This window comes from Paenibacillus sp. AK121, assembly GCF_019042715.1.
Taxonomy (GTDB): Bacteria; Bacillota; Bacilli; order Paenibacillales; family Paenibacillaceae; genus Paenibacillus; species Paenibacillus polymyxa_C.
In genome coordinates, this window is the sequence record NZ_JAHPJM010000007.1 from 22,162 (window position 1) to 49,052 (window position 26,891).

22 protein-coding genes and 2 pseudogenes are annotated in these 26,891 nt (G+C 40.5%); 19 read left to right on the forward strand and 5 right to left on the reverse strand.

What is annotated here, in order from left to right; genetic code table 11:
* The first annotated feature begins 134 nt into the window (after nt 1-134).
* The 9 genes and pseudogenes from KSP24_RS14220 (at nt 135) to KSP24_RS14260 (ending at nt 9,812) form a co-directional block, all read left to right on the forward strand.
* Nucleotides 135-773, forward strand: coding sequence for a restriction endonuclease (locus KSP24_RS14220; RefSeq protein ID WP_216975502.1), 639 nt, complete (start codon nt 135-137; stop codon nt 771-773).
* Nucleotides 774-1,152: 379 nt separating this feature from the next.
* Complete coding sequence (locus KSP24_RS14225; RefSeq protein WP_216975504.1) at nt 1,153-2,412, forward strand: WXG100 family type VII secretion target; 1,260 nt, start codon at nt 1,153-1,155, stop codon at nt 2,410-2,412.
* A 26-nt stretch (nt 2,413-2,438) separates the two neighbouring features.
* On the forward strand, nt 2,439-2,720 hold the full coding sequence (locus KSP24_RS14230) for a hypothetical protein (RefSeq protein ID WP_254207825.1): 282 nt from the start codon (nt 2,439-2,441) through the stop codon (nt 2,718-2,720).
* Between the two features lie 1,953 nt (nt 2,721-4,673).
* Entirely contained in the window at nt 4,674-6,725 is a 2,052-nt protein-coding gene (locus tag KSP24_RS14235) for a YfaP family protein (RefSeq protein WP_216975507.1), read from the forward strand.
* 82 nt (nt 6,726-6,807) lie between these two features.
* Nucleotides 6,808-7,119, forward strand: a complete 312-nt coding sequence (locus KSP24_RS14240; RefSeq protein WP_013370248.1) for a hypothetical protein — start codon at nt 6,808-6,810, stop codon at nt 7,117-7,119.
* Nucleotides 7,120-7,185: 66 nt separating this feature from the next.
* Nucleotides 7,186-7,719 carry a 3'-5' exonuclease gene (locus tag KSP24_RS14245; protein ID WP_058829302.1) on the forward strand — a complete coding sequence of 178 codons (534 nt, stop codon included), beginning with the start codon at nt 7,186-7,188 and terminating at the stop codon, nt 7,717-7,719.
* 50 nt (nt 7,720-7,769) lie between these two features.
* Entirely contained in the window at nt 7,770-8,549 is a 780-nt protein-coding gene (locus tag KSP24_RS14250; RefSeq protein WP_058829303.1) for an RNA ligase family protein, read from the forward strand.
* A gap of 330 nt (nt 8,550-8,879) precedes the next feature.
* Nucleotides 8,880-8,999: pseudogene (locus KSP24_RS25655) on the forward strand (YunC family protein); the annotation flags it as partial.
* Nucleotides 9,000-9,497: 498 nt separating this feature from the next.
* The gene (locus tag KSP24_RS14260) at nt 9,498-9,812 is read left to right on the forward strand and encodes a hypothetical protein (protein WP_216975511.1); all 315 of its coding nucleotides are present in this window, start codon (nt 9,498-9,500) and stop codon (nt 9,810-9,812) included.
* Nucleotides 9,813-10,681: 869 nt separating this feature from the next.
* Here KSP24_RS14260 and KSP24_RS14265 read toward each other — a convergent pair.
* Nucleotides 10,682-12,154, reverse strand: a complete 1,473-nt coding sequence (locus tag KSP24_RS14265; protein ID WP_216975513.1) for an amidase family protein — start codon at nt 12,152-12,154, stop codon at nt 10,682-10,684.
* Between the two features lie 756 nt (nt 12,155-12,910).
* Here KSP24_RS14265 and KSP24_RS14270 point away from each other — a divergent pair.
* Together KSP24_RS14270 and KSP24_RS14275 are read left to right on the forward strand one after the other, a co-directional pair.
* Nucleotides 12,911-13,459, forward strand: a pseudogene (locus tag KSP24_RS14270) (RNA 2'-phosphotransferase).
* Nucleotides 13,460-13,654: 195 nt separating this feature from the next.
* The gene (locus KSP24_RS14275) at nt 13,655-13,957 is read left to right on the forward strand and encodes a YunC family protein (protein WP_123797037.1); all 303 of its coding nucleotides are present in this window, start codon (nt 13,655-13,657) and stop codon (nt 13,955-13,957) included.
* 147 nt (nt 13,958-14,104) lie between these two features.
* Here the strand turns inward: KSP24_RS14275 and mtnA are convergent, their stop codons facing one another.
* Both mtnA and mtnK read right to left on the reverse strand, forming a co-directional pair.
* Nucleotides 14,105-15,214, reverse strand: a complete 1,110-nt coding sequence (mtnA, locus tag KSP24_RS14280) for an S-methyl-5-thioribose-1-phosphate isomerase (protein WP_216975514.1) — start codon at nt 15,212-15,214, stop codon at nt 14,105-14,107.
* A complete protein-coding gene (gene mtnK, locus KSP24_RS14285; RefSeq protein WP_216975516.1) occupies nt 15,211-16,443 on the reverse strand; it encodes an S-methyl-5-thioribose kinase in 1,233 nt (410 codons plus the stop codon). Before mtnK ends, mtnA begins: the two co-directional genes overlap by 4 nt.
* 309 nt (nt 16,444-16,752) lie before the next feature.
* Here mtnK and KSP24_RS14290 point away from each other — a divergent pair, with 309 nt between their 5' ends.
* The 7 genes from KSP24_RS14290 (at nt 16,753) to KSP24_RS14320 (ending at nt 23,423) form a co-directional block, all read left to right on the forward strand.
* Nucleotides 16,753-17,223, forward strand: coding sequence for a Dps family protein (locus KSP24_RS14290; RefSeq protein WP_129550308.1), 471 nt, complete (start codon nt 16,753-16,755; stop codon nt 17,221-17,223).
* 386 nt (nt 17,224-17,609) lie between these two features.
* Nucleotides 17,610-18,392 carry a Fe-S cluster assembly ATPase SufC gene (sufC, locus tag KSP24_RS14295; RefSeq protein ID WP_017425928.1) on the forward strand — a complete coding sequence of 261 codons (783 nt, stop codon included), beginning with the start codon at nt 17,610-17,612 and terminating at the stop codon, nt 18,390-18,392.
* A gap of 23 nt (nt 18,393-18,415) precedes the next feature.
* Nucleotides 18,416-19,720 carry a Fe-S cluster assembly protein SufD gene (sufD, locus tag KSP24_RS14300; protein ID WP_216975518.1) on the forward strand — a complete coding sequence of 435 codons (1,305 nt, stop codon included), beginning with the start codon at nt 18,416-18,418 and terminating at the stop codon, nt 19,718-19,720.
* Nucleotides 19,717-20,940 (forward strand): cysteine desulfurase, encoded by a 1,224-nt coding sequence (locus KSP24_RS14305; RefSeq protein WP_013370292.1) that lies wholly within the window; start codon nt 19,717-19,719, stop codon nt 20,938-20,940. The genes sufD and KSP24_RS14305 overlap by 4 nt, the downstream gene beginning before the upstream one ends.
* Nucleotides 20,930-21,352, forward strand: a complete 423-nt coding sequence (gene sufU, locus KSP24_RS14310; RefSeq protein ID WP_013370293.1) for a Fe-S cluster assembly sulfur transfer protein SufU — start codon at nt 20,930-20,932, stop codon at nt 21,350-21,352. Before KSP24_RS14305 ends, sufU begins: the two co-directional genes overlap by 11 nt.
* Nucleotides 21,353-21,382: 30 nt before the next feature.
* The gene (sufB, locus tag KSP24_RS14315) at nt 21,383-22,780 is read left to right on the forward strand and encodes a Fe-S cluster assembly protein SufB (protein ID WP_016819590.1); all 1,398 of its coding nucleotides are present in this window, start codon (nt 21,383-21,385) and stop codon (nt 22,778-22,780) included.
* A 280-nt stretch (nt 22,781-23,060) separates the two neighbouring features.
* Complete coding sequence (locus KSP24_RS14320) at nt 23,061-23,423, forward strand: YmaF family protein (protein ID WP_025676020.1); 363 nt, start codon at nt 23,061-23,063, stop codon at nt 23,421-23,423.
* A gap of 227 nt (nt 23,424-23,650) precedes the next feature.
* Here the strand turns inward: KSP24_RS14320 and KSP24_RS14325 are convergent, their stop codons facing one another.
* The gene (locus KSP24_RS14325; protein ID WP_013370305.1) at nt 23,651-24,490 is read right to left on the reverse strand and encodes a manganese catalase; all 840 of its coding nucleotides are present in this window, start codon (nt 24,488-24,490) and stop codon (nt 23,651-23,653) included.
* A gap of 225 nt (nt 24,491-24,715) precedes the next feature.
* Between KSP24_RS14325 and KSP24_RS14330 the strand changes: the two genes are divergently transcribed.
* Nucleotides 24,716-25,570 carry a manganese catalase family protein gene (locus tag KSP24_RS14330; RefSeq protein ID WP_216975520.1) on the forward strand — a complete coding sequence of 285 codons (855 nt, stop codon included), beginning with the start codon at nt 24,716-24,718 and terminating at the stop codon, nt 25,568-25,570.
* Nucleotides 25,571-25,739: 169 nt separating this feature from the next.
* Here KSP24_RS14330 and KSP24_RS14335 read toward each other — a convergent pair whose 3' ends face one another.
* A complete protein-coding gene (locus tag KSP24_RS14335; protein ID WP_013370307.1) occupies nt 25,740-26,804 on the reverse strand; it encodes an HD-GYP domain-containing protein in 1,065 nt (354 codons plus the stop codon).
* Nucleotides 26,805-26,891 lie beyond the last annotated feature (87 nt).

The following is a 26,891-nucleotide window of genomic DNA, read 5'->3' on the forward strand; positions in this document are numbered from 1 at the left end:
CCTGTTGCCTTTTTAATTTAGACTCTTTTTTTGTTTCTAATTCACTATATTTATAAATTTCATGGGAAGTTGTACCTGTTTGTTGTATTATAAGCAAGTGTGGAAAAGAGTTGAATAGCTAAGGAGGAGCAGGGTTGTACATATTTATAGTTGTTGGTGTCATTGCTGTATTACTTGCTTTGGCGCTGTTACGTTTTCTTAAAAAGCCTAAAGTCCAAGAGCGATATAAAGTAACGCAGGATATTGATCCTTACAAAATCGGCATAAGTGAGATTGATCGTATGGAAGATGGCAAGGATTTTGAAATTTATTTGTGCAAGCTGTTCAATTACTTGGGCTATAGTGATGTGTATAAGACACAAGACAGTAGAGATTTTGGAGCAGATTTGGTATTTACAGATCGTGAGGGGTACCGTAATGTCCTTCAGGCCAAACGGTATGCAGTCACCAATCCTGTAGGGTTGGGTGCGGTTCAAGAAGTGTATAGCTGTATGCGATTTTACAGAGCTAAGAAATCTATTGTGATTACTTCAAGTAAATACACAACTTCGTGTGAACAGTTAGCCAGTTATAATGGAGTGAAGCTGCTGGATCGTAATGATTTAATTCGAATGATCGAGCTATTCCAAGAACAACAGCATAGCAAAGTAAAAGATATCATCGAAGCAGAGCCTTACTTCAGTCGGGATTCATGGGATGATTATAGGAATAACAGTAAAGTGATTAAAAAGGATCGTAAGACTGAAAAATACGAGAAACAAACTGTGTTGTGACGAAGGAAAACGGGACCGGAACGGTTAGGGATACCCCTTACCAGTCCGGTTTTCACTTTTTTCATGTAAAAGACTGTCTAATGGTCGAAGAAAAACTACTTTTGGAAGAGATCCATTTGTAGACGGAGGGCTAAACAAGAAGGGATGTGCATATAGAGTCAAACAAATTGCAGAAGGCAAAAGTTACAAAAACGCTTCTCACATTATTCCTTTGTTAAAGATTAAAGAATGAAGATGAAGATTAAAAAACGATGAATTTAAGTCTTTAGACATAGGTAGAAAGGTTAATCCTTCATATAACAATTAGGAATTAAGTTTATTTTCCATAAATCGGAATAGTGTTACTATGTCATAACGAACTCATGACTAGAGGTAAACTATGACAACTATTAAAGTGACACCTGAGCAACTTATGACTGTCTCCAAGCAGTTTGAGTTAGCACAGCAAACTGCAGCTCAAATGAATAGCAATTTATTAAAACAAATTTCATCTATGGGACAATTGTGGGAAGGACTGACTAAAGAGCACTTTTACTATTCCTTCCAGACCTCTCAGAAGAATATGAACGACTTTGTTACCCTGATGGATTCTATTGCGAGGGAGTTACGTCATCATGCAGATAAATTCAGATTAGCGGACCTAATGGAAGCAGGTAATATTGACACAAGTTGTTTACCGCCTCCACCGAATTCATGTGCTATTCCTGCTCCAGATACACGAAATGCATTCCAGAAATCGGTAGATAGCTTAACTGAACTAGGTCAGGATTTTGTAGATGCTAATTCAGTACGCTATGAGAAAAAGTTTGATTCGGTTTGGAGCTTCTTAGATTATATGTCGTATGGTATTCCAAAAGGAATGTATCAAGGGTACATGGAACGGGCAGCTAAACAAAACAATTCATGGAATGACATGCTCAATTTCGGTACATTTGGAATAACGGGTATGATTCAGGGAGCATTTAATCCTACCAATGCGTGGTCAAAGGAACACTGGGCTAATATGATCGGTACAGCAGGATTGTTTGGAGGAGTTAGCTCAGTTATTAAGCCTAAAATTGGGTTATCAGGGTCTATAAAATATACTCCATTAAAAGATGGAACTACCCGAATAATAGAAGAGGCGGACAATGCAAGAAAAATTATTGATACTAATGGCCTGCGTAATGAAGTGCCTTTAACTGTAGCACAAATTGAAGGTTTAACTCAGTATGCAAAAAAATTAGGGATGCCACAAGAAAATATCCGTGTAGCGGGGCCTAATGACACATCTCCTACTGGATTATTATTTGATACGATTCTCAATATAAATAATGATGTATTACCTTCTAATGCGACAGGTAAATTAGCAGCTAATAGCCGGATTACTGGTCATGGAACAATAGCGCATGAAGTTGTCGGACATTATGAAGCAGGACTAGCAGGAAAATCCTTCCGGGTTATGGATGATGAATTTAACGTTATAACTAGGAACTTTGCACTTGACGAAGCTCAAGCAAGTATCCGAGCTGCACGGTTTGCTCCTGATTTGACCCAATTAGAAAGGATCATGCTATTAAGAGATGGAATTACTAGATTAAAAAACGAAGGTATCAAAATTAGGGAAGTTAAAGATATACTGTTCATACATGAACGTTAGAATGGAGAGGTTCTCTTTTGGAGATTATGAAGTTAGACGATATTATTAAAACACCCACTAAAGGAATCATTTTAATTGGAACAAATCTTGGTTTAGATAAGCAGGATCATACCAATTTGAAAGGTTTGATAGGTTCAAAAATACAAGTAGATAAGATAGATGGAACGAAATGCGAACTGGACGTATTGGATATAAGCATTTCTTTCTCCATTGCTAACCATCCGCTAATTGGAATTAATGTAAAGGATTCAGAAAACATTGAAGATATAAAAAAGGGAACACAAGTAACAGTACTTAAAAAAGTTTGAATAAAGCGTAGAACTAGAACATTAACTTATGATCAAGAGACTAGATGGAATGATTCGTCTAGTCTTTTTGATTTCGTCTGTTTTGCTGTACATAAATAAGCTTTTTAATATTTTGAATGTATCCACGTATTTCCGTTATAATCCTTCAAAGAATAATTATACGCCCCTTCATCTACTCGTTTAATGGGGGCGTGGCTATACTGAATAATTTTATCTTGCTCTTTAAAAATACCTTGCCTTGGTTTCGTCCTTAAAAATAACTTGTGTACTAACTAAGGGAGCTTTACCTATCGTTTTGAGTATGATTTTTAGTATAACTACTAAGCATCCAAGCGCTTACAAATATCATTACCGTAAAGATTGATATTCCGTATTTTCCGATAACTATCCCCTTTGTTGGAGCAAGCTAAAGTGGCGCTACCAATGACGTAATATTTGCTTCGAACTGTCACTTAAGTAAAGGAGCCGTTGCTTGGACGGCTCCTTTTGTCTTGAAATTATTCAGGTAAAATTTACTTATTTCCTCTTATACATAAAAAAGTAATTGTATACACCACTCCAGCAAAAAGGCTTAGTAGAAACGAGGTTGATAATGTTCTGAAAATAAAAGTAGAAGTGGGTACCGTATAAAATTCAAACGTACCGTTGATCGGAGTACTCGTTGTTGTTGGCCCTTTAATAAAGGAATAGTATATTCCTACAAAAAAACCGTAAGACAAATACTTAATTAGATTTTTTTCAAATTTACTCATCTGTTAGCCTCCAATAATGATTTTGGAAAAGTAGAATTCTTGTACTATGAAGCCATTCAAAGTAATGTAGGAAAAGTCTATAAATATAGCGAGCTTAAAAATCTTTGGAAAGGATGTTTATTGATATTATGTCAATTATATCGTTTTAAATCAATAAAAAGGACTATGGATAAAATCCTTGAAACTCTAGGTCACGCTAAGAATGTACACAGCGTCTAACATTAACAATATGTGAAATCCCGTCACATCAAGGCTTATGACAGTTTGTTCAAAAGTATTAGGAAAAGAAACTTCGTATTATTAGGAATTTTATTCTTTTTCTTCGTGATCTACTAAACATGAATGGCGTTCAGTAAAATGTACAACAAATCAGCCTAATAAAATGATTTAGGCTCTTCGCCATGTTGTCTATGTGAGGCAAATATAATAAAAAGGCAGGCGAAATTAGAAGGATTGTGTATATAGGAGTCAGATAGGAGTGATTTTACCCCTTTGATATGTAACTAAGCATCTAGCAATAGGCGTTATTTATTGTCGATTTACTATAGTTATTTAAAAAATAATTGGGAAATTGTCCCTGAGTGTTGTATTATAAGCAAGTGTGGAAAAGAGTTGGAATAGCCAAGGGGGAGCAGAGTTATCTATATTTGTGATTGTTGGTGTCATTGCTATATTGCTTGCTTTGGCTCTGTTACATTTTCTTAAAAAGCCTAAAGTTCAAAAGCGATATAAAATAACGCAGGGTATTAAACCTTACAAACTCGGTATTAACGGAAATAAACCGTATGGAAGATGGCAAGGATTTTGAATTTTATTTGTGGAAGCTGTGCTTGGGCTATAGTGATGCGTATAAGATACAAGACAGTAGAGATTTTGGAGCGGGTTTGGTATTTATGGATCCTTGTGTGAACAGTTAGCCAGTTTTAGTGGAGTAAAGTTGTTGGATCGTAATAATTTAATTGAAATGATAGAGCTTTTCAAGTCACAGCAGCATAGTAAGGTAAAAGATATCATTGAAGGAGAGTCTTATCTGAGTCTGGACTCATGGGACGATTCTAGGAATAAGGTAAGTGATTAAAAGGATCGTAAGGTTGAAAAACTCATCGCTTCAGGTAACTAGATACTGAAGACTTTTGAAGTAGAATGATGATTTTACAATCATGTTACATAAATAATAATACAATTAGGAGAAGGTTAAAAAGTGAACAACAATATCAATTATATCAAAGACAAATACGACAACAGCAATGATCAATACCCACATTTCAGTGAGGTAATCAAAGAAAGATTTACAACCTTTAGCAGCAAGCCGCTTTTCACAACTGATTCCGATGGAGTATTTGACGCATTTCTTGAGGGCTTACCACATGAAGCAAGACAACATTATACTTGTAAATGTTGTAGAAATTTCGTGAATCGTTTTGGTGGGCTTGTTTCTATTTCTGAAGATGGTGAAATCTATTCTGTTATGTGGGATGAAAGCAACACTCCTGAGTTTTTCATTAATTCTGTCAATGCAATGAAGCAAATTGTTCTTAAATCTAGAGTTACAGGGGTGTTTGTTTCTAGCGAAAGGAATCTTGGTCAGCCACACTCTAATGGACGGGATCATATGTCAGTTACGCTTCCAGCAGAAAAAGTTTATCAATCTAGACTGAAAACTGCTGGACAGGAACTGGCAGTGAAGAAAGAGGATTTCAGAATTTTGACTGCTGGACTTACGGAATATCCGCCGGAGGCTGTAGAACAAGCTGTGACTCTCTTGGAATCAGAATCTTTGTATAGGTCTGACAAAATTCTTGGTGTAGCTAAATTTCTTCAAGTTCTTCACGCAAAACATCAAAACATTCAGAACAGTCAAATTCGTGACAACATTACTTGGATGGCTGTTGCAACCGCTCCATCTGGATTCTGTCATGTGAAAAGCAGCATGATCGGAACTTTGCTTGACGATATTGTTAATGGCCTTTCATTTGACTCTATAAGTCGCAGATTTGCTGAAAAAATGAGTCCTTCCAATTATATGAGAGCGCAAGTTGCTCCATCTCAAGGGAACATTGAGCAAGCTGAGAAGATTGTTCAGAAGCTTGGCATTGCTAATTCGCTACAACGAAGATACGCAACGATTGAAGAAGTCCCTGAGACCATTTGGAAGAGTAAGGGTTCTTTTGTGAATAAGGGTGTTGTTAAAGCTGGAGGTATATTCGGTAATATTACGCCGAAAGAGAAAACTAATACTGTTTCAAACAGAGTTGACCTTCCAAGCGCGGTTATGACATGGGATAAATTCCGAAAAACGGTAATGCCATCAGCAGAAAGCATTGAAGTGAAAATCGACAATCCAAATAGATTTATGGCATTGGTTACGGCTTCTGATGATACAGCACCTAACATTCTGCAATGGGATAACGCATTTAGCTGGTATTATCATGGAGGCATTGATGGAGAGATCAAACGTAGGATTGAGAGTGCAGGTGGTCAATATGAGAACAATGAAATCCGGTGCTCACTCATTTGGGAAGGATATACGGATCTTGATTTGCATTGCGTGACCCCTAACGGTGAACATATTTACTACGGAGACAAGCTAAGCAGGTGTAATGGTTGGCTAGACATTGATATGAATGGTGGAGGTCATAGAGAGTACTCGCCAGTAGAAAATATCAGATGGAGCGAAGGAGAAGCTAGAAATGGAACATATAGATTCTATGTTCATAATTACTGTGAACGAGGAAAAGGAAGCACACCATTCAAGGTAGAACTTGAAGCCAATGGAAAAATATATTCCTATCATGGTGTTGCTGGCGGTGATGGCTATCAACAAGACGTATTTATATTTAAACATATTAAGGGCCAGCATCCGGAAATCGTTAACTCAAATTCATATTCTTCTGACGATGCATGGAATGTTTCAGTTAATAGTTTTGTCAAGGTAAATGGAATTACGAATTCTCCAAATTTGTGGGGCGAAGAGAAAGTTACTCATACAGGCCATCATATTTTCTTCTTGTTGGATGGATGCAAAGATTTGTCGGAGGGTAAAGGCAGAGGATTCTTCGTTGAAACACTGAAACCAGAACTTCGTGAAATCAGAAAGACGCTTGAAGCGTACACCGCTAACACTCCAATCGAAGGAATTGAAGCAGCGTCAGCTAGTGGTGTGGGTTACTCTAAGGATAGTGAGTGGAATTTGATTGTGAAAGTAACATCAGACAACTCCGCACGACTCATCAAGATTGATCGTTGGGATTAGTATTTAATAATTATCTTGGAAATATATAAAAGCTTAGGAAGAATCAAAATGAATTTTTCTGTCCATGAGGAGGGCGTTTGTAATGAAAGAAGGGTTGACACTAGAATTTCATAAGAACAAATTAATTTTTTTTGAATTCAAGAAAAAGGCTGTCACTCTGATACCTGATATTATTCGCGAGGAATTCAAGGATGCGCAAGTGATTAATGAGCACAACAGTAAAGAAAAAGTGATTTACCAGGTATACCTATATGAAAACGACATAGAATTTACCATTCGAATTATCGCTTCTTATTTCTATGATTCCATCATCATTATCGCTGACGAAGTAAATATAACAATCAGAGCTTATCAAGTCTTGCATAAAATACTTGCAAATGGCTCATTGGCTTGAAAGATGGCTAACCTAGCTATACTATGGTGAGAGTAAAACAAGATTTGACATGAGAAAGGATAAATAATGAACTACATAATCTTTGATTTAGAAGCTACCTGCTGGGAGAATGATCGAACAAGGCAGAATGAAATTATTGAAATTGGTGCTGTCAAAGTAAATGTAAATTTAGAGATTATAGGCGAATTTCAAACTTTTATTAAACCTAAATTGAACCCACAATTATCTGACTTCTGTAAGAGTCTAACTTCAATTTCGCAGCAAGATATTGATATGGCAACATATTTTCCACAAGCTATTTATAAGTTTCAAGAATGGATTGGTAAAGAACCCTATTATCTTTGTTCTTGGGGATTTTATGATAAGAGTCAACTGAAGAAGGACTGTGAGTTACATAAAATCAGAACTGAATGGATTAGAAGTCATATAAGTATTAAACATCAGCATGGAAAACTGATTGGAAATGATCGTGGAGTTGGTATGGAGAGAGCTTTAAAGATGCTTAATCTGCCATTGGAGGGTACTCATCATAGAGGAATTGATGATGCAAAGAATATCTCAAGGATTTTTGTTAAGATATTTGACCGTTTGAAGCTTTAATTAACCGCACATATAACAATGATTTTTTAGTTGGATAAAAGGAGACAAACATGGATATACAAAAAATTAATTCGATTACGAAGTACCCTAGCATTCTTACATATCATGAAATAGGCGAAAGAGGGCGGCTAAAAGATACTCTTACTCAAGCTAAATTCTTTCCTTCTGATGAGATGCTATATTGTTATGAGAAAGTAGATGGTGAGAACTCAAGAATGATATTCATCAACGATGGTGAAGAAGCGGATTATTTTATAGGTTCCAGAGAGGAGCTTTTAACTTCTAAAGGAGATAGAATAGCAAACCCTTACGGTAATATTGCAGAATTTTTAAAGCCATTAGCAGAAAAGCTGAAAGGATCTATTTTTAAGAATCGAAACGATCTTGCGTTAACTGTTATCTATCAAGAATCTTATGGAGGAAAAACTCCTAAATCTAAAAACTATACGCAGAATAAAACACAAGGTTATCAAGTATTCGATGTTTTTTCCCTCACATGGGAGCAGTTTAATGGATTGATGGATAGGGATGTATCTGCTATAGCATCTTGGAGAGACAATGGAGGACAGCCGTTTTACAACGAGACAGAGAAGCGTAGATTGGTTGATGGCTTTAAATTGGATGCTAGCCCTATCGTAGACCATTTAAGTTCAGATCTTTTTCCTGAGTCAATTGATGATGTATACACGTATTTGAAGAGGTATGAATTTACTAAGGTAGGTATTGATGTAATCGGTAAATCCGAAGGAATTATTGTTCGAACAGAAAACAGAAGCATGATTCGAAAAGTTAGATTTGAAGATTATGAAAGAACCCTAAGAGCCAGATAAAAGATTAATTTGGCCAAGATCGCTTAGGCGGTCTTTTTTTGGTAATTTAAGTAGGAAAGATATTTGAAATCTAAATCCATTGACTTTATTAACCAGGAGCATATCAATCGTTCAAATTGTAGTGCGGTCGTACCTTCTTAAAAAATACGATAGAAACAAATTAAGGAAAAGACTAGATGGAATGATTCGTCTAGTCTTTTTGATATCGCCTGTTTTACTGTACATAAATAAGCTTCTTAATATTTTGGATGTATCCACAAATGTCCACACTTACCCGTAAATGCCGCATAAAATATCCCGGATGAACAAGAGGAGGTGCATGTAATAACCATGATACACATGAAACCCATTCAAGTGGGTGAGCATACATTTATCGGATACGAGGTCAAACTGCCTAAAACAACGCTGTTGACGATCTCTAACTCCCGTGGTTACATCATGTGTGGTGCGTCTAAGATGTACCGAATTTGGAATAGTAAACTTTTTCGCTGTTTAAGACTTAAAGTCAAACGGGACAAGCTTCCATAGCAATTTTCAATTTACTGATCTGTACTGATTTATTCTATTAAATTCTTATAAATGAATGAATTTTGTGACCGCAATTGTGACATCTTGGAGGGGGACAAGCATGTGACTATGCATCATACTCCTGTGAGGTCTGCTCAAAGGAGTATGTTAACCAACGTAGGTGAAAGTTACGGGGGCTTTGAGACTTCCATATTCATAACCCGAATAACAACCTTAAAGCAAGCGTGAAAGCGTACAAAGGACAATATATGTTCATTCCAAGTCATGCGAAGTATCAATTTAACACATGATATATTTTAAATTTAACGAGCTGGTCACATTATATTCACCATCATTAACAATTAATTCAAATTTTCGTTTACTTATGGAAAAATATTCACTATGATAAATGTGTATCCCAAATATGAGAGGATGATAGAGATGAAAAAGAAACTTTTAGTTGGCCTGTTGACTGTCGTAGCGTGTTTCACTCTTGGATCAACATCTTTTGCTGCAACAGCAGTAACATCAAATTCGAGCAACGCATCAACAGAAAGTGCAGTAGTTCCTGCTGCTACTAAATATATTACTTGGCAAATAGTTTTACCAAAATCTCAGTTCCCTACCCTTGGAGACATTCCAACAACCGCTAGTTATAACGTAGATCCATATCGTGGAACATTAACGCTGAGTTCAGTCGATGGACAAACAGGTTACACTTGGACAGTCACTTATGCAGGATGGGTTACTTATTAATATCTAAAACTGTATAAAACCTCCTTGAGTATTTTTATATATTTGAGGAGGTTTTAATCGTACATATTTGTTGAACTTGTTACTCACTAAAATCTTTATTTTGCTGGATTCTTGCTTCTTCAAATAAAAGTAAATTATTCTATATTATTTTCAGTACACTAGATAAAACACCAATTTTACCATCCAGTTGCCCCCATATTGACGGTGACTGGATTTTTTATCCAATATCAATATGCACTTTTTTTGTGTAGATTGATAGATACCTTGATATTTGGAAGCTTCTACGAAAATTTTTGGGAACCTTATTGATGTCCTAAACTTAACTTAGGGCATTGTTGCCATTACTAATACTTAAACAATATCAGTATTAGACTACTAAGTTAAGCTTAGTACGTTTAAATGGTGGGATTTCCTACATTTCTGTGTATGTGAATATCAAACGAAATGGGTGTCATCAAGTGTCCCCCCAAGGAAATATCATTTTGTAATGTCGTTACTGTGTAGATGTCACTAAGTGACACGATTCCTCCTCCGCGAAAACGCGGAAAACTCATTCACGAATGAGAGCGCAAAATTGCGCTGTCTTCTTTTATTCGTCGCTGGACAGAATTGTTCAATGTAACGTTTTCGTTACAACTTGATGTCCGGTGACAATAAAGTTTTAGACCAAGAAAACAAAGTTGTAGACTGGCTGCTGGTATTAAGCTAACGGGCAGTATGGCGTAGCCATAGTATTTGAATATATGATACGGTTCACCGTACCGTAGTGTATTTAAACACAAAGTACAATTTGACCACAAAATATACCTCTATATAAAGACAAAGCCACTCCTTACAATGGAGTGGTTTCTTTGCATGGAACTTCTCTTTTACTTATAACTGAGTGACGGTTTTTTTCTATGTTTTGTTCGTTGTTCATATGCAAATGCTATACGAATTAGCATAGGTTCACTAAATGCCTTTCCTGCAAACGTAACTCCAAATGGTCTGCCGTTGTCTTTGAAGCCAGCGGGAACAGCTACTGATGGATACCCTGCCCTTGCACAAATTTCTGCTCCCACATATGATGGAAACATAATTGCATCCAATCCGTATTTCTCTATGGCATAATTTATGCCTTCATTTTGGGAATAATATAAATCAGTTAAAGACTCTAATATATAGTTCGGATGCTTCAATGGATTCACTAAATGTTGACGGTTCTCCAGTAAATCTTGTCCATATTTCAAAGCCTTCTCGGAGTTTTTTTCGTTCCACTCAACCAATTCACTAAAGGTATGTACAGGCATACTTTGTGGAAGGTTTCGGAGATAGTTATCAAGACCATGCTTAAATTCGTTATTCAACTTGTTCCAATTCCATTTCCTATCGAAGGCTGGCATTTCAATGTCTTCAATGACGATTGCTCCCGCCTTTTTTAGTTCCTCTACAGTATTATTAAATAATATTTTATCATATTCGTCAGGGTCACGAAATTGCTCTAATGGTACATCTCTATAAACCCCAATTTTCGCCCCTTCTAAGCCATTCTTGTCTAAGTAAGTTGAATAGTCAATCGTATCATCATTTTTCCATGTAGCAGGGTCATTATCGTCTTTACCTGTAAGTACACTAAGTAAGATTGACGCATCTGATACTGTCCTTGCCATTGCTCCAGCGGTATCTTGAGAATAGGAATAAGGTATTATACCTGTACGACTTATAAGCCCAACTGTAGGCTTTATACCAACAATCGAGTTTTGAATAGCTGGACTTAAAATTGATGCTGAAGTTTCCGTTCCAACTGCAACACTTGTAAAATTTGACGCCACAGCTACAGCAGAACCAGTACTTGACCCACCCACGAAAAAGTCACCGTATGGATTTAATACTTGTCCGCCTTTAGAACTGTAACCTGCCCACATTTTTGAGGATACGCCGTTTGCCAATTCAGTCATGTTTGTTTTTCCAAGGATAATGGCTCCAGCTTCTCTAAGTTTTTTTACAAGAAAGGCATCCGTTTCGCTAATGTTGTTTTCCAGTGCCAACGCTCCCGCACTCGTCCGCATTTTGTCCTTTGTTTCAATATTTTCTTTCAACAAAACAGGTATACCATGTAAATACCCTCTAATTCCTCTTGTTTTTCTTTCTTTGTCTAGGGCTTCTGCAATAAAAATCGCATCTGGGTTGATTTCCATTATAGAATTTATATTTTGACCACTCTGGTCGTGTGTTGCAATACGATACATGTAGTACATAACAAGTTCCCTAGAAGTAACCTCCCCTTTTCCCATTGCTTCTTGCAATTCAAAAATGGTTACTTCCTCACCATTTAGATTCTTAAGTTTAAAATTAGGTTCCATTTAGTTGCTCCTTCCAATGATGAACTTCTCTATTAGAAATCACATGAAATCTATGCTTTGTATACTATCTTCTATAATACCATATGTTGGAACTCTCTACTATATCCGTTATCGCATCATATTCTGCTTATAGTCGGTCTATGGAAGTGCCTACGGTATATGTGATAACTCTGATTACGAAATAGCTCAAGTATGGGACAGATTACAAAAAAGGATTACAAACAGAAAAAGATATGGATTTGCTTAACTATGAATTGTTTGAATCCAGATTTGAGGGTATATTTAAAACAGACTATGAGACTGCTCATAAAGCTGCGGTAAGGTCGGGTCGTCCATGGAAAATAGAGTAGAGGAGATTTTATAATGGGAGCATTTGTTTTACTTTTTAAAAGAACATGAAGATGAGAATGTAGTTATTTATAGATATGGCCCTAATGAACACATTATGGGGAAAATTCAATTGAACAAAGAGACTAAGTTATTCTCTGAAATTGAACCTTTACCAGATCCGAGCCATTCAAATAAATTTTATTTTGATAGGGCTGCACAGAGGATGGCACGTTGCTTCGTTAAAGAAGGTGGTATATTTCCTGACAAGATGACATTTGAATCATAAAGTAGCTTCAGGAATACGAACCGAGCTTGCTCCATTGATAATAAAATGAGAGTAAGCTTTTTTCATTGCAATCTATCTGATTAAAGAGGAAAATTTTTATCCACCCTAGAATTAAGAGACGATTTTAGAAGGAGTATGTAATGTTAACATCAAAACAAGAAGAGAGCCTCAGTAAATTTATGAGTAAGATTCTTAAGGCATACACCAGAACAGTTTGGTCTTGAGCTAGACCATGAGGGTTATTGTGACGTTCAAACCCGATTCAAGGAATAAGATCAGAGAATAGATGGTCTGAGGTCAGTGAGTCGGATATCGAACAAGTAGTAAGCCATTGTCCAAAACAAAGATATGAAATGGTTAATGGGTACATAAGAGCTAATTATGGGCACAGTGCAGGCAGATTAAATTATAAGGAAGCTACTCCACCAACGATTCTCTATCATGGTACAAACACAAAGGTAATCCATAACATTTTCACTGAAGGAATTAAGCCGATGGGCAGAACGTATGTACATCTGTCTGAAGCTCTTGAGTTTGCGATTTTAGCAGGTAAAAGACGCGGGGAACTAGTGATCCTCGAAGTAGACACGCAAAAGGCATTGGCTAATCAAGTGAAGTTTTATAAAGCCAACCATGGAGTTTGGCTTGCCGACTTTGTACCGCCACAGTACTTAAAGAAGTTTGGATAAAGCACAGAGCTAGAATATTAACGATGATCAAAGAGACTAGATGGAACGATTCGTCTAGTCTCTTGGATATTGCCTGTTTTGCTGTACATACGTGATCCACCTAAAATTTTGAATATATCCACGGGTGTCCACACTTACCCGCAAATGCCGCATAAAATATCCCGGATGAACAAAGAGGAGGTGCATGTAATAGCCATGATACACATGGAACCCATTCAAGTGGGTGAGCATACATTTACCGGGGTAGAGGTCAAACTGCCTAAAACAACGTTGTTGACGATCTCCAACTCCCGTGGTTACATCATGTGTGGTGCGCTGGATGTCGGATTGCTCAATGAACGGCTGGCGGATCGGAAAATTCTGGCCGCACGAGCTGTAGGGGTAAAAACACTAAAGGAACTGTTGGAAGCACCAATGGAGTCAGTGACGACGGAAGCTGAGCAACTTGGAATTAAGCCAGGGATGCCAGGCTATGAAGCATTATTGAAACTGGTGTAAGAAGCCTAGTAATAGTTGTTGGATAAAAGCAAAAAAGAAAAAGTTAAAAAACCGGGCGCTACGGCTCCGGTTTTTTCTGTGAAATTTTTCATTTTAACGAGTGAAACCATTTGAATTATATACCAACTATATAACCTGCAAGAACAATTAATCGGCAAACAAAGCGGTGAGGTTCTCGCTAAAGGGAGCTTGAACAATTCCTTTTTCGGTAATGATGGCGGTAATGTACTTATGAGGTGTAACGTCGAAAGCCGGGTTGTAAACTTTGATGCCTTGAGGGGCAGTTCTTTTACCAAAGCTCTCGGTAACTTCTTCTGCAGAACGTTCCTCAATCGGAATATCTGCGCCTGTTGCGGTCTGCAAATCAATGGTTGATAACGGCGAAGCAACGTAAAAAGGTATACCATGCGCTTTCGCCAGCACTGCCAGGCTATAGGTGCCGATTTTGTTGGCCACATCCCCATTAGCCGCGACTCTGTCTGTGCCGACAATGACAGCCTGCACCCATCCTTTGGACATCACCATGCCTGCCATATTGTCACAGAGCAGGGTTACATCTATGCCTGCCTGCTGAAGCTCAAAGGCGGTCAGACGCGCACCCTGTAATACGGGGCGAGTTTCGTCAGCAAATACTTTCAGGTGGATACCGTTCTCCTGAGCTAAATACATAGGCGCGAGCGCTGTTCCGTATTTGGCTGTTGCCAAGCCGCCTGCATTGCAATGAGTGAGTACGCCCATCCCGTCCTCGAACAGAGGTAATGCATTGATACCGATTTGGCGACAAACTTCTTCATCCTCCGCCTGAATGGCTATAGCTTCACGCTCCAGCCCTGCATTCCAGTCTTCGATCTGACTTACCTCAGCCTCTGTGACAAGTTCGCCGGCTCGCTTCTTCATGCGGTCCAGAGCCCAGAACAGATTTACGGCAGTCGGCCGTGAGGTAGCCAAATGTCCGCACACCGCGTGTACATGCTCCAGCCATCCAGCAGCGTCGTTGCCGCGATAGGAGATAGCGCCCAGCACAACACCGTAGGCTGCAGCCATCCCGATCGCGGGGGCTCCCCGTACCTTCATGGCATGGATGCCCTCCCATACTTCCTCGGTCGTGAATAAATCCAGCATGACTATCGTTTCGGGCAGTAGACGCTGATCCAGCATGGACAAGTGGTTACCCTTCCACACCAGCGAAGATAGAGGCTGTCCGGGCGCAGATGCTTCTCGGGAGGATGCGGGCGTCCATTCTTTATTTTCACTCATATTCGTGATGCTCCTTTAGTTTGGATCGCTGTTGCTGTCCGAACAATATCTTCCAGCTCCCGAATCGAATGAAGCTTGCGATTGCAGAGAACCAAGGCTTTTCCGATCGCTAACGCGAGACGTTCCGCAGCTTCCTTGATATCAGGATCGGCAATGGTATCGATATCCGCTACATGCGACAGGCTGATGATCCGGCGGATCACTTTGCACCCTGCAAAACCAATCGTATCTTGCAGCACTTTCTGGAGATACAAGTCCTGATATCCGGGCGTTCGTGCCAAATGATCGGTGACGTGCTTGTCCCACAGGGTACGGAACCTGCTTTCAAACTGCTCCCATACTTGAATGGCAGTCTCCAGGAGCCAGTCACGTTTTTCCTTTAGGGCCTTCTCGCCAGAAGTCCATCCGGGCTGTGCTGCGTAGTTCAACAGGAGATTGGCGATGACTGCTCCGATATCAAACCCCATGGGTCCGTAGAAGGCAAATTCAGGATCAATGACTTTAGTCGATTCAGCCGTTACAAAAATACTGCCTGTATGGAGGTCGCCGTGTAGCAGTGCTTCTGTTCGTGTCATAAACCTTTCTCGCAGTAAAGCTACTTCCAGGTGAAGCACCTGATCTGTACGGAGTGCCTCTGCTTCGTCTTCAATGTACACACCATAGTTGTTATTATCTGAAAACCGGTAGGGCTCATCCAAAATCAGATCCTCAGTTATTTTACAAAGTTCAGGATTAATAAAGCGTTTAACCAGCTCTTTTTTATCCTGCTGATTCATGCCTAAATCTGAGGTGAAAAAGAGCGTGCGTGCCAGAAACTCCCCAATATGATTAGCAAAAAGGGGATATCTGTTGCCTTCTATTAGTCCCTTGCGCATGATTGTGTGTGAGCTAAGATCCTCCATCACGGTTAGCGCAAGCTCATCGTCATAGCCCAGTACCGCAGGAACCAATTCGGGGCAAAGCTGGTGTTCCTGCTGAAGTGCCTCACGTTCAATACGGGCACGATCCAGGGACAACGGCCAGGATTCACCTACAATTTTTACATAGGGAAGTGCCTGCTTGGCAATGATACTCTTGTTAGATTTGGAATCTGTAATATGAAAAACCAGATTTAAGTTGCCATCACCGATTTCTCGGCATTCCAGCTGGGCTTCCTGACTGAAAAATCCGGGGATGTTTTTCACGAATTCGATTGCTTCTTCGGTCGTTAAGGGATGATATTTGGACAATGAGGTCACCTCCGTAAATTGTGCACATGTAAATGGTGGAAAAAAATATCACAATATTAAACCAAGTATTTTGATAGGATAGAGAAAGTATAACGAAAATCACTGAATTTTTGTATATTTTTTTTATGATGGATTAGAAGAGAGAGAACTCTTCTTTTTGTTTCGTCTCTGTATAGAAAGGGTAAATATGAAACAGACGTCCGGCAGGTGATACTCAAATGCCAGCTGGCGTCTTATCGTCAGCAGTGACGGTGATGGATACGTAAACGCTTCTGAAAGTCAATTTGATGAAAAAGGAAGGGATTTATGATGGCTAAAACAACAAGTAACTCGAAAAATACGCAAACCAAATCGGTGGAGGAACTTTTAAACCGTCAAGTCGCTAACCTCAATGTGTTATATGTGAAAATTCATAACTATCACTGGTACGTGAAAGGCTCCAGTTTTTATACACTCCATGTTAAATTCGAAGAATTATACAATGAAGTGACATTGAAAATGGATGAGATTGCCGAGCGTCTGCTCGCCTTGAAAGGTTCTCCTTCCGCAACATTAAAGGAATACCTGGAGCTGTCGTCGATTCAGGAAGCAACCGGCAATGAAGATGCTCCTAAGATGGTACAAACTTTGATCGAGGATTTTGCGACTATATGTGAGGAGTTTCAGGAAGGTATCGAACTGGCGGAAAGTAATTCCGATCAGCCTACTGCAGATTTGCTAATCGGTTATAAAGCGGATCTGGAGAAACATATGTGGATGCTGCGCTCTTATTTGGGCTAACTCCTCAAGCTTTCGTTCTAAAATAACCCTTTACATGTAAAACGCTACTGACGCATGCTGTCAGTAGCGTTTTTATGGCTAAAAAAGAGATGATGTATCCCATGGTTTTTTGTACTACACTATAACTATATAATCATTCGCAGGATGTATTTAGTCATTTGTGCGCTTGGTAGGATGAACATTTTATGAAGAAAGTTGGATAACGTGTGTCTGTTGGTTGCACCCTTAAAGATATTTATTATAAAATAACTTGAGAATCATTGAGAATCAGTTTAGAATGATTATAAATAAATTTTTAAATATTACTTGAAATCAGGGGGCTCCCCTGTTTAAATATACTTTCTGATTTCGACACCACACTACATTTTTTGGAGGGTATTGCGAATATGGCTACAAACTTTAAGATTGAAGGTCTCAAAGCGACCATTGAAGGTAAAGAAATTTTGAAGGGTATTAACCTCGAAATGAAGGGCGGAGAAATCCACGCTATCATGGGTCCTAACGGAACGGGTAAAAGTACACTTGCGTCTGCTTTGATGGGTCATCCTAAGTATGAAGTCACAGATGGCAAAGTAACTTTGGATGGAGAAGACGTACTGGATATGGAAGTGGATGAGCGTGCACGTGCAGGATTGTTCCTGGCGATGCAGTATCCAAGTGAGATTGCAGGGGTAACAAACTCCGACTTTTTGCGTAGTGCAATCAACGCGCGCCGTGAAGAAGGACAAGAGATTTCCCTGATTAAGTTTATCCGTCAAATGGAAGGCAAAATGAAAGAGCTTGAAATGAATCCTGAGTTTGCTCACCGTTACCTGAACGAAGGTTTCTCCGGTGGTGAGAAAAAGCGGAATGAAATTCTGCAAATGATGATGCTTGATCCGAAAATTGTCGTTCTGGACGAAATTGACTCCGGTCTGGATATCGATGCTTTGAGAATCGTAGCTAACGGTGTAAACGCTATGCGTTCTGAAGACCGTGGCTTCCTTGTGATTACTCACTACCAACGTCTGTTGAACTACATTAAACCAGATTATGTACACGTGATGATGCAAGGACGTATCGTTAAATCCGGTGGTCCTGAGCTTGCAGAGCGTCTGGAAGCGGACGGTTACGACTGGATCAAGGAAGAGCTGGGTATCGTTGATGAAACTGTAGGACAAGAGGCGTAAGCCGGAAGCGAGGAGGAAAACTGATGACAACACAAACAATCCTTCCGGTAGATTCCGAGCAACTGCGTGTTCTGTCCGAACGTAATGGCGAGCCAACTTGGCTAGCCGAAGACAGACAAAAAGCACTTGAGCTTGCAGGCCAACTGGAGCTTCCGGTATTTGAAAAAACAAAAATCGAGCGTTGGAATTTAAACGATTACGGTCAACATAAACTGAGCGAGGTCATTGCATCTGTAGGTCAGGTTCCTGCAACCATTGCTGATCTGGTCAAAGAACAACAGGAGGGCGGTCTGATCATCCAGCGCAACTCCGGTGCGGTATACGTGAAGCTGAGCGAGGAACTGGCGGCGCAAGGCGTCATTTTCACGGATTTGCAAACGGCGGTTAAAGAGCATGCTGATTTGGTCAAAGCTCACCTGAATACTGTTATTAAAGCTGAAGAAAATTCATTATCTGCACTACATGTAGCACTCTGGAACGGTGGAGTATTTGCTTATGTGCCTAAAAATGTAGAGCTGAACGTACCGCTTCAAGCTGTGTTCCTCACGGATGATGCGACTGCAACGTTTGCGCCGCATGTGCTGCTCATAGCTGAAAACCATAGTTCCGTGACGTACGTAGACAATTATGTATCTGCGGATTTGGCGGCACCTGTTCTTCATAACGGTGCGGTAGAAGTGGTTGCGAATGCAGGCGCTAAAGTACGTTATGCCACAGTGCATCAGTTTGGAGAGCAAGTAACGGATATTTCCATTCGTCGTGCCACGCTCGGAAATGACGCTGCTATCGAATGGATTGTAGGCGAAATGAACAACGGCAATACAGCGAGCAATACCATGTCCGTGCTCAAAGGCAATGGCTCCAACTCAGATGCCAAGGTTATTGCTGTAGGTTCTGGTTCGCAAAAGTTGAACTATACGACACAAGCACAGCATTTTGGTAAAAATTCCGCTAGTCAGATGATTACGCGCGCCGTTATGCGTGAAGAAGCATCTTCTATCATTAACGGAATTACGAAAATAGAAAAGGGTGCTACCAAAGCAGACGGTCAGCAAACAGAACGTGTTCTGATGCTCAGCCCGCAAGCACGTGGTGACGCTAACCCGATCCTGCTGATTGATGAAGACGATGTAACAGCAGGACACGCAGCCTCGGTTGGTCAGGTTAACCGTGAGCAAGTGTATTACTTGATGTCCCGCGGAATTAGCCGTGCAGAAGCTGAACGATTGATTATTTACGGCTTCCTGGCACCTGTCGTATCTGAAATTCCGCTTGAAGGACTTCAACATCAGCTGCAAAGCCTTGTTGAAAGGAAGTTAGGCCAATGAACACTGCATTGATCCGTGAACAATTCCCGATTTTACATCAGGAGATTAACGGTCATCCGCTGGTTTATTTGGATAATGCGGCCACTTCGCAAAAGCCGCTAGCGGTCATCGAGGCGATCAAGCACTACTATGAATTTGATAATTCGAATGTACACCGTGGTGTGCATACCTTGGGTAGCCGTGCTACGGATGCTTATGAAGGTGCGAGGGAGAAGGTAGCCCGTTTTCTGAATGCCAAACGCAGTCAGGAAATCATTTTTACACGCGGAACAACAACCGCGCTGAATCTGGTGGCTTCTTCGTACGGTAGAGCTAACTGTAAGGAGGGTGATGAAATTGTCATCACTCAGATGGAACATCATAGCAACCTGATTCCGTGGCAACAGGTTGCCAAAGCCACTGGTGCAACTTTGAAATATATTCCGCTTCAAGAGGACGGTAGCGTTGATCTTGCGGACGTGGAGAAAACCGTCACAGAAAACACAAAAATTGTAGCAATTGCGCATGTCTCCAATGTACTTGGCGTTGTGAATCCGGTCAAAGAAATTGCTGCTATTGCACATCGCAAAGGTGCAGTCATCGTTGTCGACGGTGCACAAAGCACCCCACATATGAAAGTAGACGTGCAAGACATTGATGCTGATTTTTATGCTTTCTCTGGTCACAAAATGTGTGCTCCTACAGGAATTGGTGCACTCTACGGCAAGAAGGCGTTGCTGGAAAACATGGAGCCCATTGAGTTTGGCGGTGAAATGATCGACGATGTGGGATTGTATGAATCCACATGGAAGGAGCTACCTTGGAAATTCGAAGGTGGCACCCCGATTATCGCTGGGGCTGTTGGCTTGGGAGCTGCCATTGATTTTCTGGAAAGCATTGGACTGGACGCCATTGCACAGCATGAGAGCCGTCTATCAAATTATGCACTTAAACGTCTCCGTGAAGTGGATGGTTTGAAGATCTACGGACCTGCTGAACGTCATGTCGGGCTTGTAACATTCAACTTGGATGATGTGCATCCGCATGATGTAGCTACTGTACTGGACAGTAAAGGGGTGGCCATACGTGCAGGCCATCATTGTTGCCAGCCATTGATGCGCTGGTTGAAAGCCAGTGCAACTGCACGTGCTAGCTTTTACCTCTATAACACAGAAGAGGATATCGACGCTCTGGTCAGCGCCTTAATCCAAACAAAGGAGTATTTTGGCGATGCAACTTGACGACTTGTACCGACGCGTGATTATGGATCATTATAAAAATCCGCGCAATCGCGGACGTTTTGAGGATGATGCTGTTACGGTGGATTTGAACAATCCTACTTGTGGTGACCGGATATCCCTTCAACTCAAAACGAAAGACGGCTTAGTTGAGGATGCTCGTTTTACTGGCGAAGGTTGCTCGATTAGTATGTCCTCGGCTTCGATGATGACAGAAGCGGTCAAAGGAAAAACGATTGATCAGGCCTTGGATATGGCGAGTCGCTTCTCCTCTTTGATGAAGGGCGAAGCCGTCGAATTTGATGATTATGAAGAATTGGAAGCTTTGTCAGGCGTTAATAAGTTCCCGGCCCGCATTAAATGTGCGACCTTGGCTTGGAACGCGCTGCGTAAAGGAATAGATGAAGATAAATAATTTAAATAGAACAGAGGAGGTTTGAGAAACATGGCCAAGAAAGCACCGGAAATGGAAGAGTATAAGTATGGCTTTCGTGACGAGCACAAGTCCATTTTCCAAACAGGTAAGGGTCTCACTCCGGAAATTGTAAAAGAAATCTCCAAAATTAAGGGTGAACCGGATTGGATGTTGGAGTTCCGTCTGAAAGCATTGAAGCAATTTGAAAAAATGCCAATGCCAAAATGGGGCGGAGACATGGATGAGCTGGATTTCGATGATATCCAGTACTATGTAAGACCTTCCGAGAAACAAGGGAAAACGTGGGAAGAGGTTCCTACAGAAATTAAGGAAACCTTTGATAAATTAGGGATCCCTGAAGCGGAGCAAAAGTTTCTGGCTGGTGTATCCGCGCAGTATGAATCCGAGGTTGTCTACCACAGCATGCAAAAGGACCTGGAAGAGCAGGGTGTCATTTTCATGGATACCGATACGGCGTTGCGTGAGCATCCTGAGATTCTGAAAGAGTATTTTGCCACAGTCGTACCTCCTGCGGACAATAAGTTTGCGGCCCTGAACAGTGCGGTATGGTCAGGCGGTAGCTTTATCTACGTGCCTAAAGGTGTAAAATGTGAAGTTCCATTGCAGGCTTACTTCCGTATCAACTCGGAAAACATGGGGCAATTTGAGCGTACGCTCATTATTGCTGACGAAGACAGCTTTGTGCATTATGTAGAAGGCTGTACAGCTCCAATTTACAGCACGAACTCGCTGCATAGTGCTGTGGTGGAAATTATTTGTAAGAAAAATGCACGCGTTCGTTACACAACGATTCAGAACTGGGCACCAAACATTTACAACCTGGTAACCAAACGTGCGGTTGCTGAAGAAAATGCAACCATGGAATGGGTCGATGGAAACATCGGTTCCAAACTGACAATGAAGTATCCTGCCGTTGTATTGAAAGGTCGTGGAGCAAAAGGGATGGTCTTGTCCATCGCTGTTGCAGGCAAAGGCCAGCATCAGGATGCAGGTGCGAAAATGATCCACTTGGCACCAGATACTACATCCACCATTGTATCCAAATCGATCAGTAAGCACGGTGGTAAAGTAACGTATCGCGGATTAGCTTCCTTTGGTCGTCAGGCCCAAGGTGCAAAATCGAATATTAAGTGTGATACGTTGATTTTGGATAATCAGTCAACTTCAGATACTATTCCTTATAATGAGATCATGAATGACGATATCACACTTGAGCACGAAGCAACGGTGTCCAAAGTATCGGAAGATCAGTTGTTCTATCTGATGAGTCGCGGTCTGACCGAAGCTGAGGCAACGCAAATGATCGTTATGGGCTTTATCGAGCCGTTCACCAAAGAACTACCGATGGAATATGCGGTAGAAATGAACCGTTTGATCAAGTTCGAGATGGAAGGCAGTATTGGTTAAAACGCAGTAACCCTTGGTGTGACAAGGTTTTTGAGATATTTAAAACGGTTAAATCGGAGTCGTGCCGATTTTGTGCCGACTCCGATTTCCTTTTAGTGAAGAAGGCGAACTTTTTAAGTTCGCCTTCTTCTTATTTTTTCAGTGATACCTAAGTCCATAAGCCTTCTTTCTACTACATAAAAAAAATTATGCTTAGGACCGCAGATAGTTGCCTAGCACTTATGTATGTTTGCTTAATAGGATGTTGTGAGCGACATAAACATAAGGAGGCAACCAACAGATGCAGAAGAATAAACCTGTAGTAAAGAAGAAGACAATCTCTTCTAAACAGACACAGAGGCATGTACATGAATTTGAAGGTAGTACCAAACTGGCTGAAGAAGGTGCAGACCGACATAATCACCGCTTTGCAGGTGTTACTGGGCAAGCGATTCGAGTTGGAAGAAGTCATGTCCACGAAATTGATCTTACAAAAACTGATTTCGTGAACCACTTTCATAATCTGAGAAGGATTAGAACAGGACCAGCTATTCCAGTCGGAAATGGAAAACACGTACATTTTGTTACAGGCCAAACTACATTAAATGATGGTCATGTACACCAGTTTAATTTCGCAACATTGATTGAGGCACCTCTTATTTAAAAAACGGTAGTTTGACTAAATCAAAAAGCTCTGCTAACCATAATTGGTCGGCAGAGCTTTTTGGTCTTACATTGATTCTATACTTCTTGTTTATGATCAGCTGTGATTTGATGTGCCTTATGATAAGCCGTCTTATGTGCACTGTAAGTATATATTTTTGTTTCATTTTATGGTTAGTGTCACCAATAAGCAATCTTTAATGTTGGGAAGACTCGTCTGTTAAAAGTTTATTTATCTGAAGTTTTATGGTCTAAGTCATGATGTAACTCGGTTGCTGGTATTTTGGCATTATAGATCTGGCCTTTGGCAACGGGGTTAGAGATGTATACATAGCTCCCGGTTCCATCCGGTGCACTTCCTGTTGCCCACAGACCTTCACTAGATTCTTCGCCTTCAGACAAGTTCCAAAACTCATATGCCTCAGGCTGAGATTCTTGCTCTGCTTCAGGAGGAAAGGAAGCCGGTACCACAACACCATTTTTTTCTTCTAATTCTTGGATTGCCGCCAGCCATTGATACTGATGATAGCGGTCGCGTGCTAGCATTTTCCGTAATGTAGCCCTAACGCTTTCATCTTGGGTCATATGATATAGTCTTGCTACCTGCAATCGACCTTGACTCTCTGCATGCAGGTTGGACCGCATATCTGCCAAAAGATTACCACTAGCAACAATGTAAGAACCGTTCCATGGAACTCCATTTGAATTAGTAGGTAATCCGCCAAGACCACTCACCAGTAAATGCTGCGGGTTAATTCCCCCCATAATGGCAGCTGTAACAGGGTCTTTGGCAGCTTGCTCCTGATCTTCTGGTTTAGCCCCATCAAGTAATTGACTAATTAAAGCACACAGCATCTCCACATGCCCTATTTCTTCTGTTCCAATATCCATTAACATATCTTTATATTTTTCATCACCGCGACAGTTGAACCCTTGAAACAAATATTGCATCATCACGGTCATTTCTCCAAATTGGCCTCCCAAAACTTCTTGTACCTGTCGGGCAAATAGAGGGTCAGGTCGCTCTACTTTCACTTCGAACTGCAACTCTTTTTGATGTCTAAACATAATTAGTCCTCCTATAGGTTAAAAGCAGTTTAGTGAATCCAAGCTATATTAACCCATTCAATGCGCAACAAAACGAGGAGCTGCTTAACAACAAATATCCCTAATACTAGACTGATAGGAGCCTGCATAATAATAACCTTTCTGTTTCTTTGTCTTGTATAAAAATGATAAGAATGGGTAGCATATGTTTTACTTCAAAATAAAAGCTCTGAGGGGGTTTTGGTATTGTATTTTTATAAAGAAGATTTGATTAACTTAATAGTGCCCGATAAACCCGACCCAGCTGCTGCAAAAGTGATTCAGGAGGTATTGGGTGGTCGATTTGGAGAAATGCGTACGATGATGCAGTTTTTCTTTCAAAGTAATAATTTTCGTGGTAATGCTGTGCAGTATAGGGATTTGATACGAGGAGTTTTCCTAGAGGAGCTTAGTCATGTTGAACTGGTCCAACATACCATAAATCAACTTCTGACTGGCTCAGGCGAAGACCAAGCCGGCGATGCTGGAATTGATCATGCTCCTTTGGATGAAGCGATAAAACATGCCAATCCTCATCATTTTATTATGGGAGCTCAAAGTTCCTTACCCGTTGATGCAAGTGGTAACCCTTGGTTAGGCAGTTATGTCTATTCCCACGGCAATCTGATTAGTGATTTGCTTGATAATCTCGTACTCGAATCTACAGGGGTTCTGCAAAAATCCCGAATTTACGAAATGAGCTCGAACAAAACATTCCGGGAAACATTAGCTTTTTTGATTGTACGAGATAATGCTCATCAAAATGCGTTTGCCAAAGCGTTAGAGACACTTGGAGTAGATTGGGGCAAATTGTTCCCGGTTCCAAACTACGATATTAACAAGTATCCAGAATGTCGGAAGTATGTTGAAATGGGCTTTCACAATGCACAGTTTAATTTTCGATTGGATTCTACCCGTATTGGAGAAATATTCAATGGGCAAACGCCAAGCAGAAACGGTAGAGATTTGAGTGTCATTGACCCTCCAGAAGGCTTTCCTCTTCCGTATATGCCTGAATTGCCTAATGAACATAGCCCAGGCCTACAAGATCTTAACTCCTAGGATTAAACAAGCAATACAGAGTAATTGGGCTAATGTTTGTAATACAAAAAGAGGCTGTCCTTTGTAGGAAAAACCTACGGATTAAAGGACAGTCTCTTTTTATTCGTGTAGCCTGTGCTTCGGTAAAACATTCCGTACAAACAAAGTAACGCCGGGTGGCAGTGGCAGATCAGGATTCCAGATAAATTTCATCAATGTATACATGGCGTTCCTTTGACAAATCTATATATTCATTATCGTTAATTCTTACTAAGGGTCTGAAGTAATCCACAGGATTGTTCAGAATAATGGTTCCTGTCTGGCCTGTAGTCAATAGAACCTGCTTATTAATAAAATTCGGAAGCATATGTCTGATGAACACTTGGGTAGTTTCTGGATTCAGATGTCCAAAACTCATACTGTGCAGCTCACGTAATACGGTGAGCAACTCCTGTTTTGTCTGATACACACGGTTGGAAATCATCGCGCTGTATACGTCGGCAACAGCTGTTATGCTGGCAAAAGGATGAATCTCTTCCTTGAACAGTCCGTGGGGGTATCCACTTCCGTCTTCGCGTTCGTGATGCTGCAAGGCGACAATTGCTGAAATATCATCGCTGGTTGAATTGCGAATAATATCATAGCCATACAGAGAATGTTTCTTCATCTCATGAAATTCTTCAGGTGTTAGTTTATCCGGTTTATTTAAAATTTCATCTGGTATCATAGACTTGCCTATATCGTGTAAATATCCAGCTTTTCCCGCGGCATATGCCTCTTCCTCTGTATATCCAAGCCAAGTGGCAATGTAATATGACAGTATACCTACTTGGAGAGAATGGTTATAGGTATAGTGATCTCCCCGTTCCATAATTAACAGTAGAGATACGACATCTTTTTGACGAGCCAGCTCTGAAACAAGAGGGGCGAACAGCTCATCAACTCGATGTTCATCAAATTTTCCAGTTGAGGAAGCTTCGAGGAACATGCTTTCAAAGCCACTGATCGTTTGCTCCATGAGGGGAACGGCGCGTTTGAGGGACTCGGGGGAAGCAGGAACATCGGGGGCAAAGCCAACCGGAATGCTCGTAGAACCAGCATCAATGTCAATATAATCGACACCATGCATAATGAGCTTGGAAATATCGTCATGCTGAAGCTCGGTGCCCTGAATCAAGACAGGTACACCGTGCCCATTGTATGTATCGGATTTGAGGCGATCTCCCGGCTTGGCATCGGTAACGTGAACTCTCATGTGCTAACCTCCTTGTCGTAAATTTGTCGAAAATACGAAACAAACTTAATATATCAAGAATTATATGGGATGACAACGACTAATTTA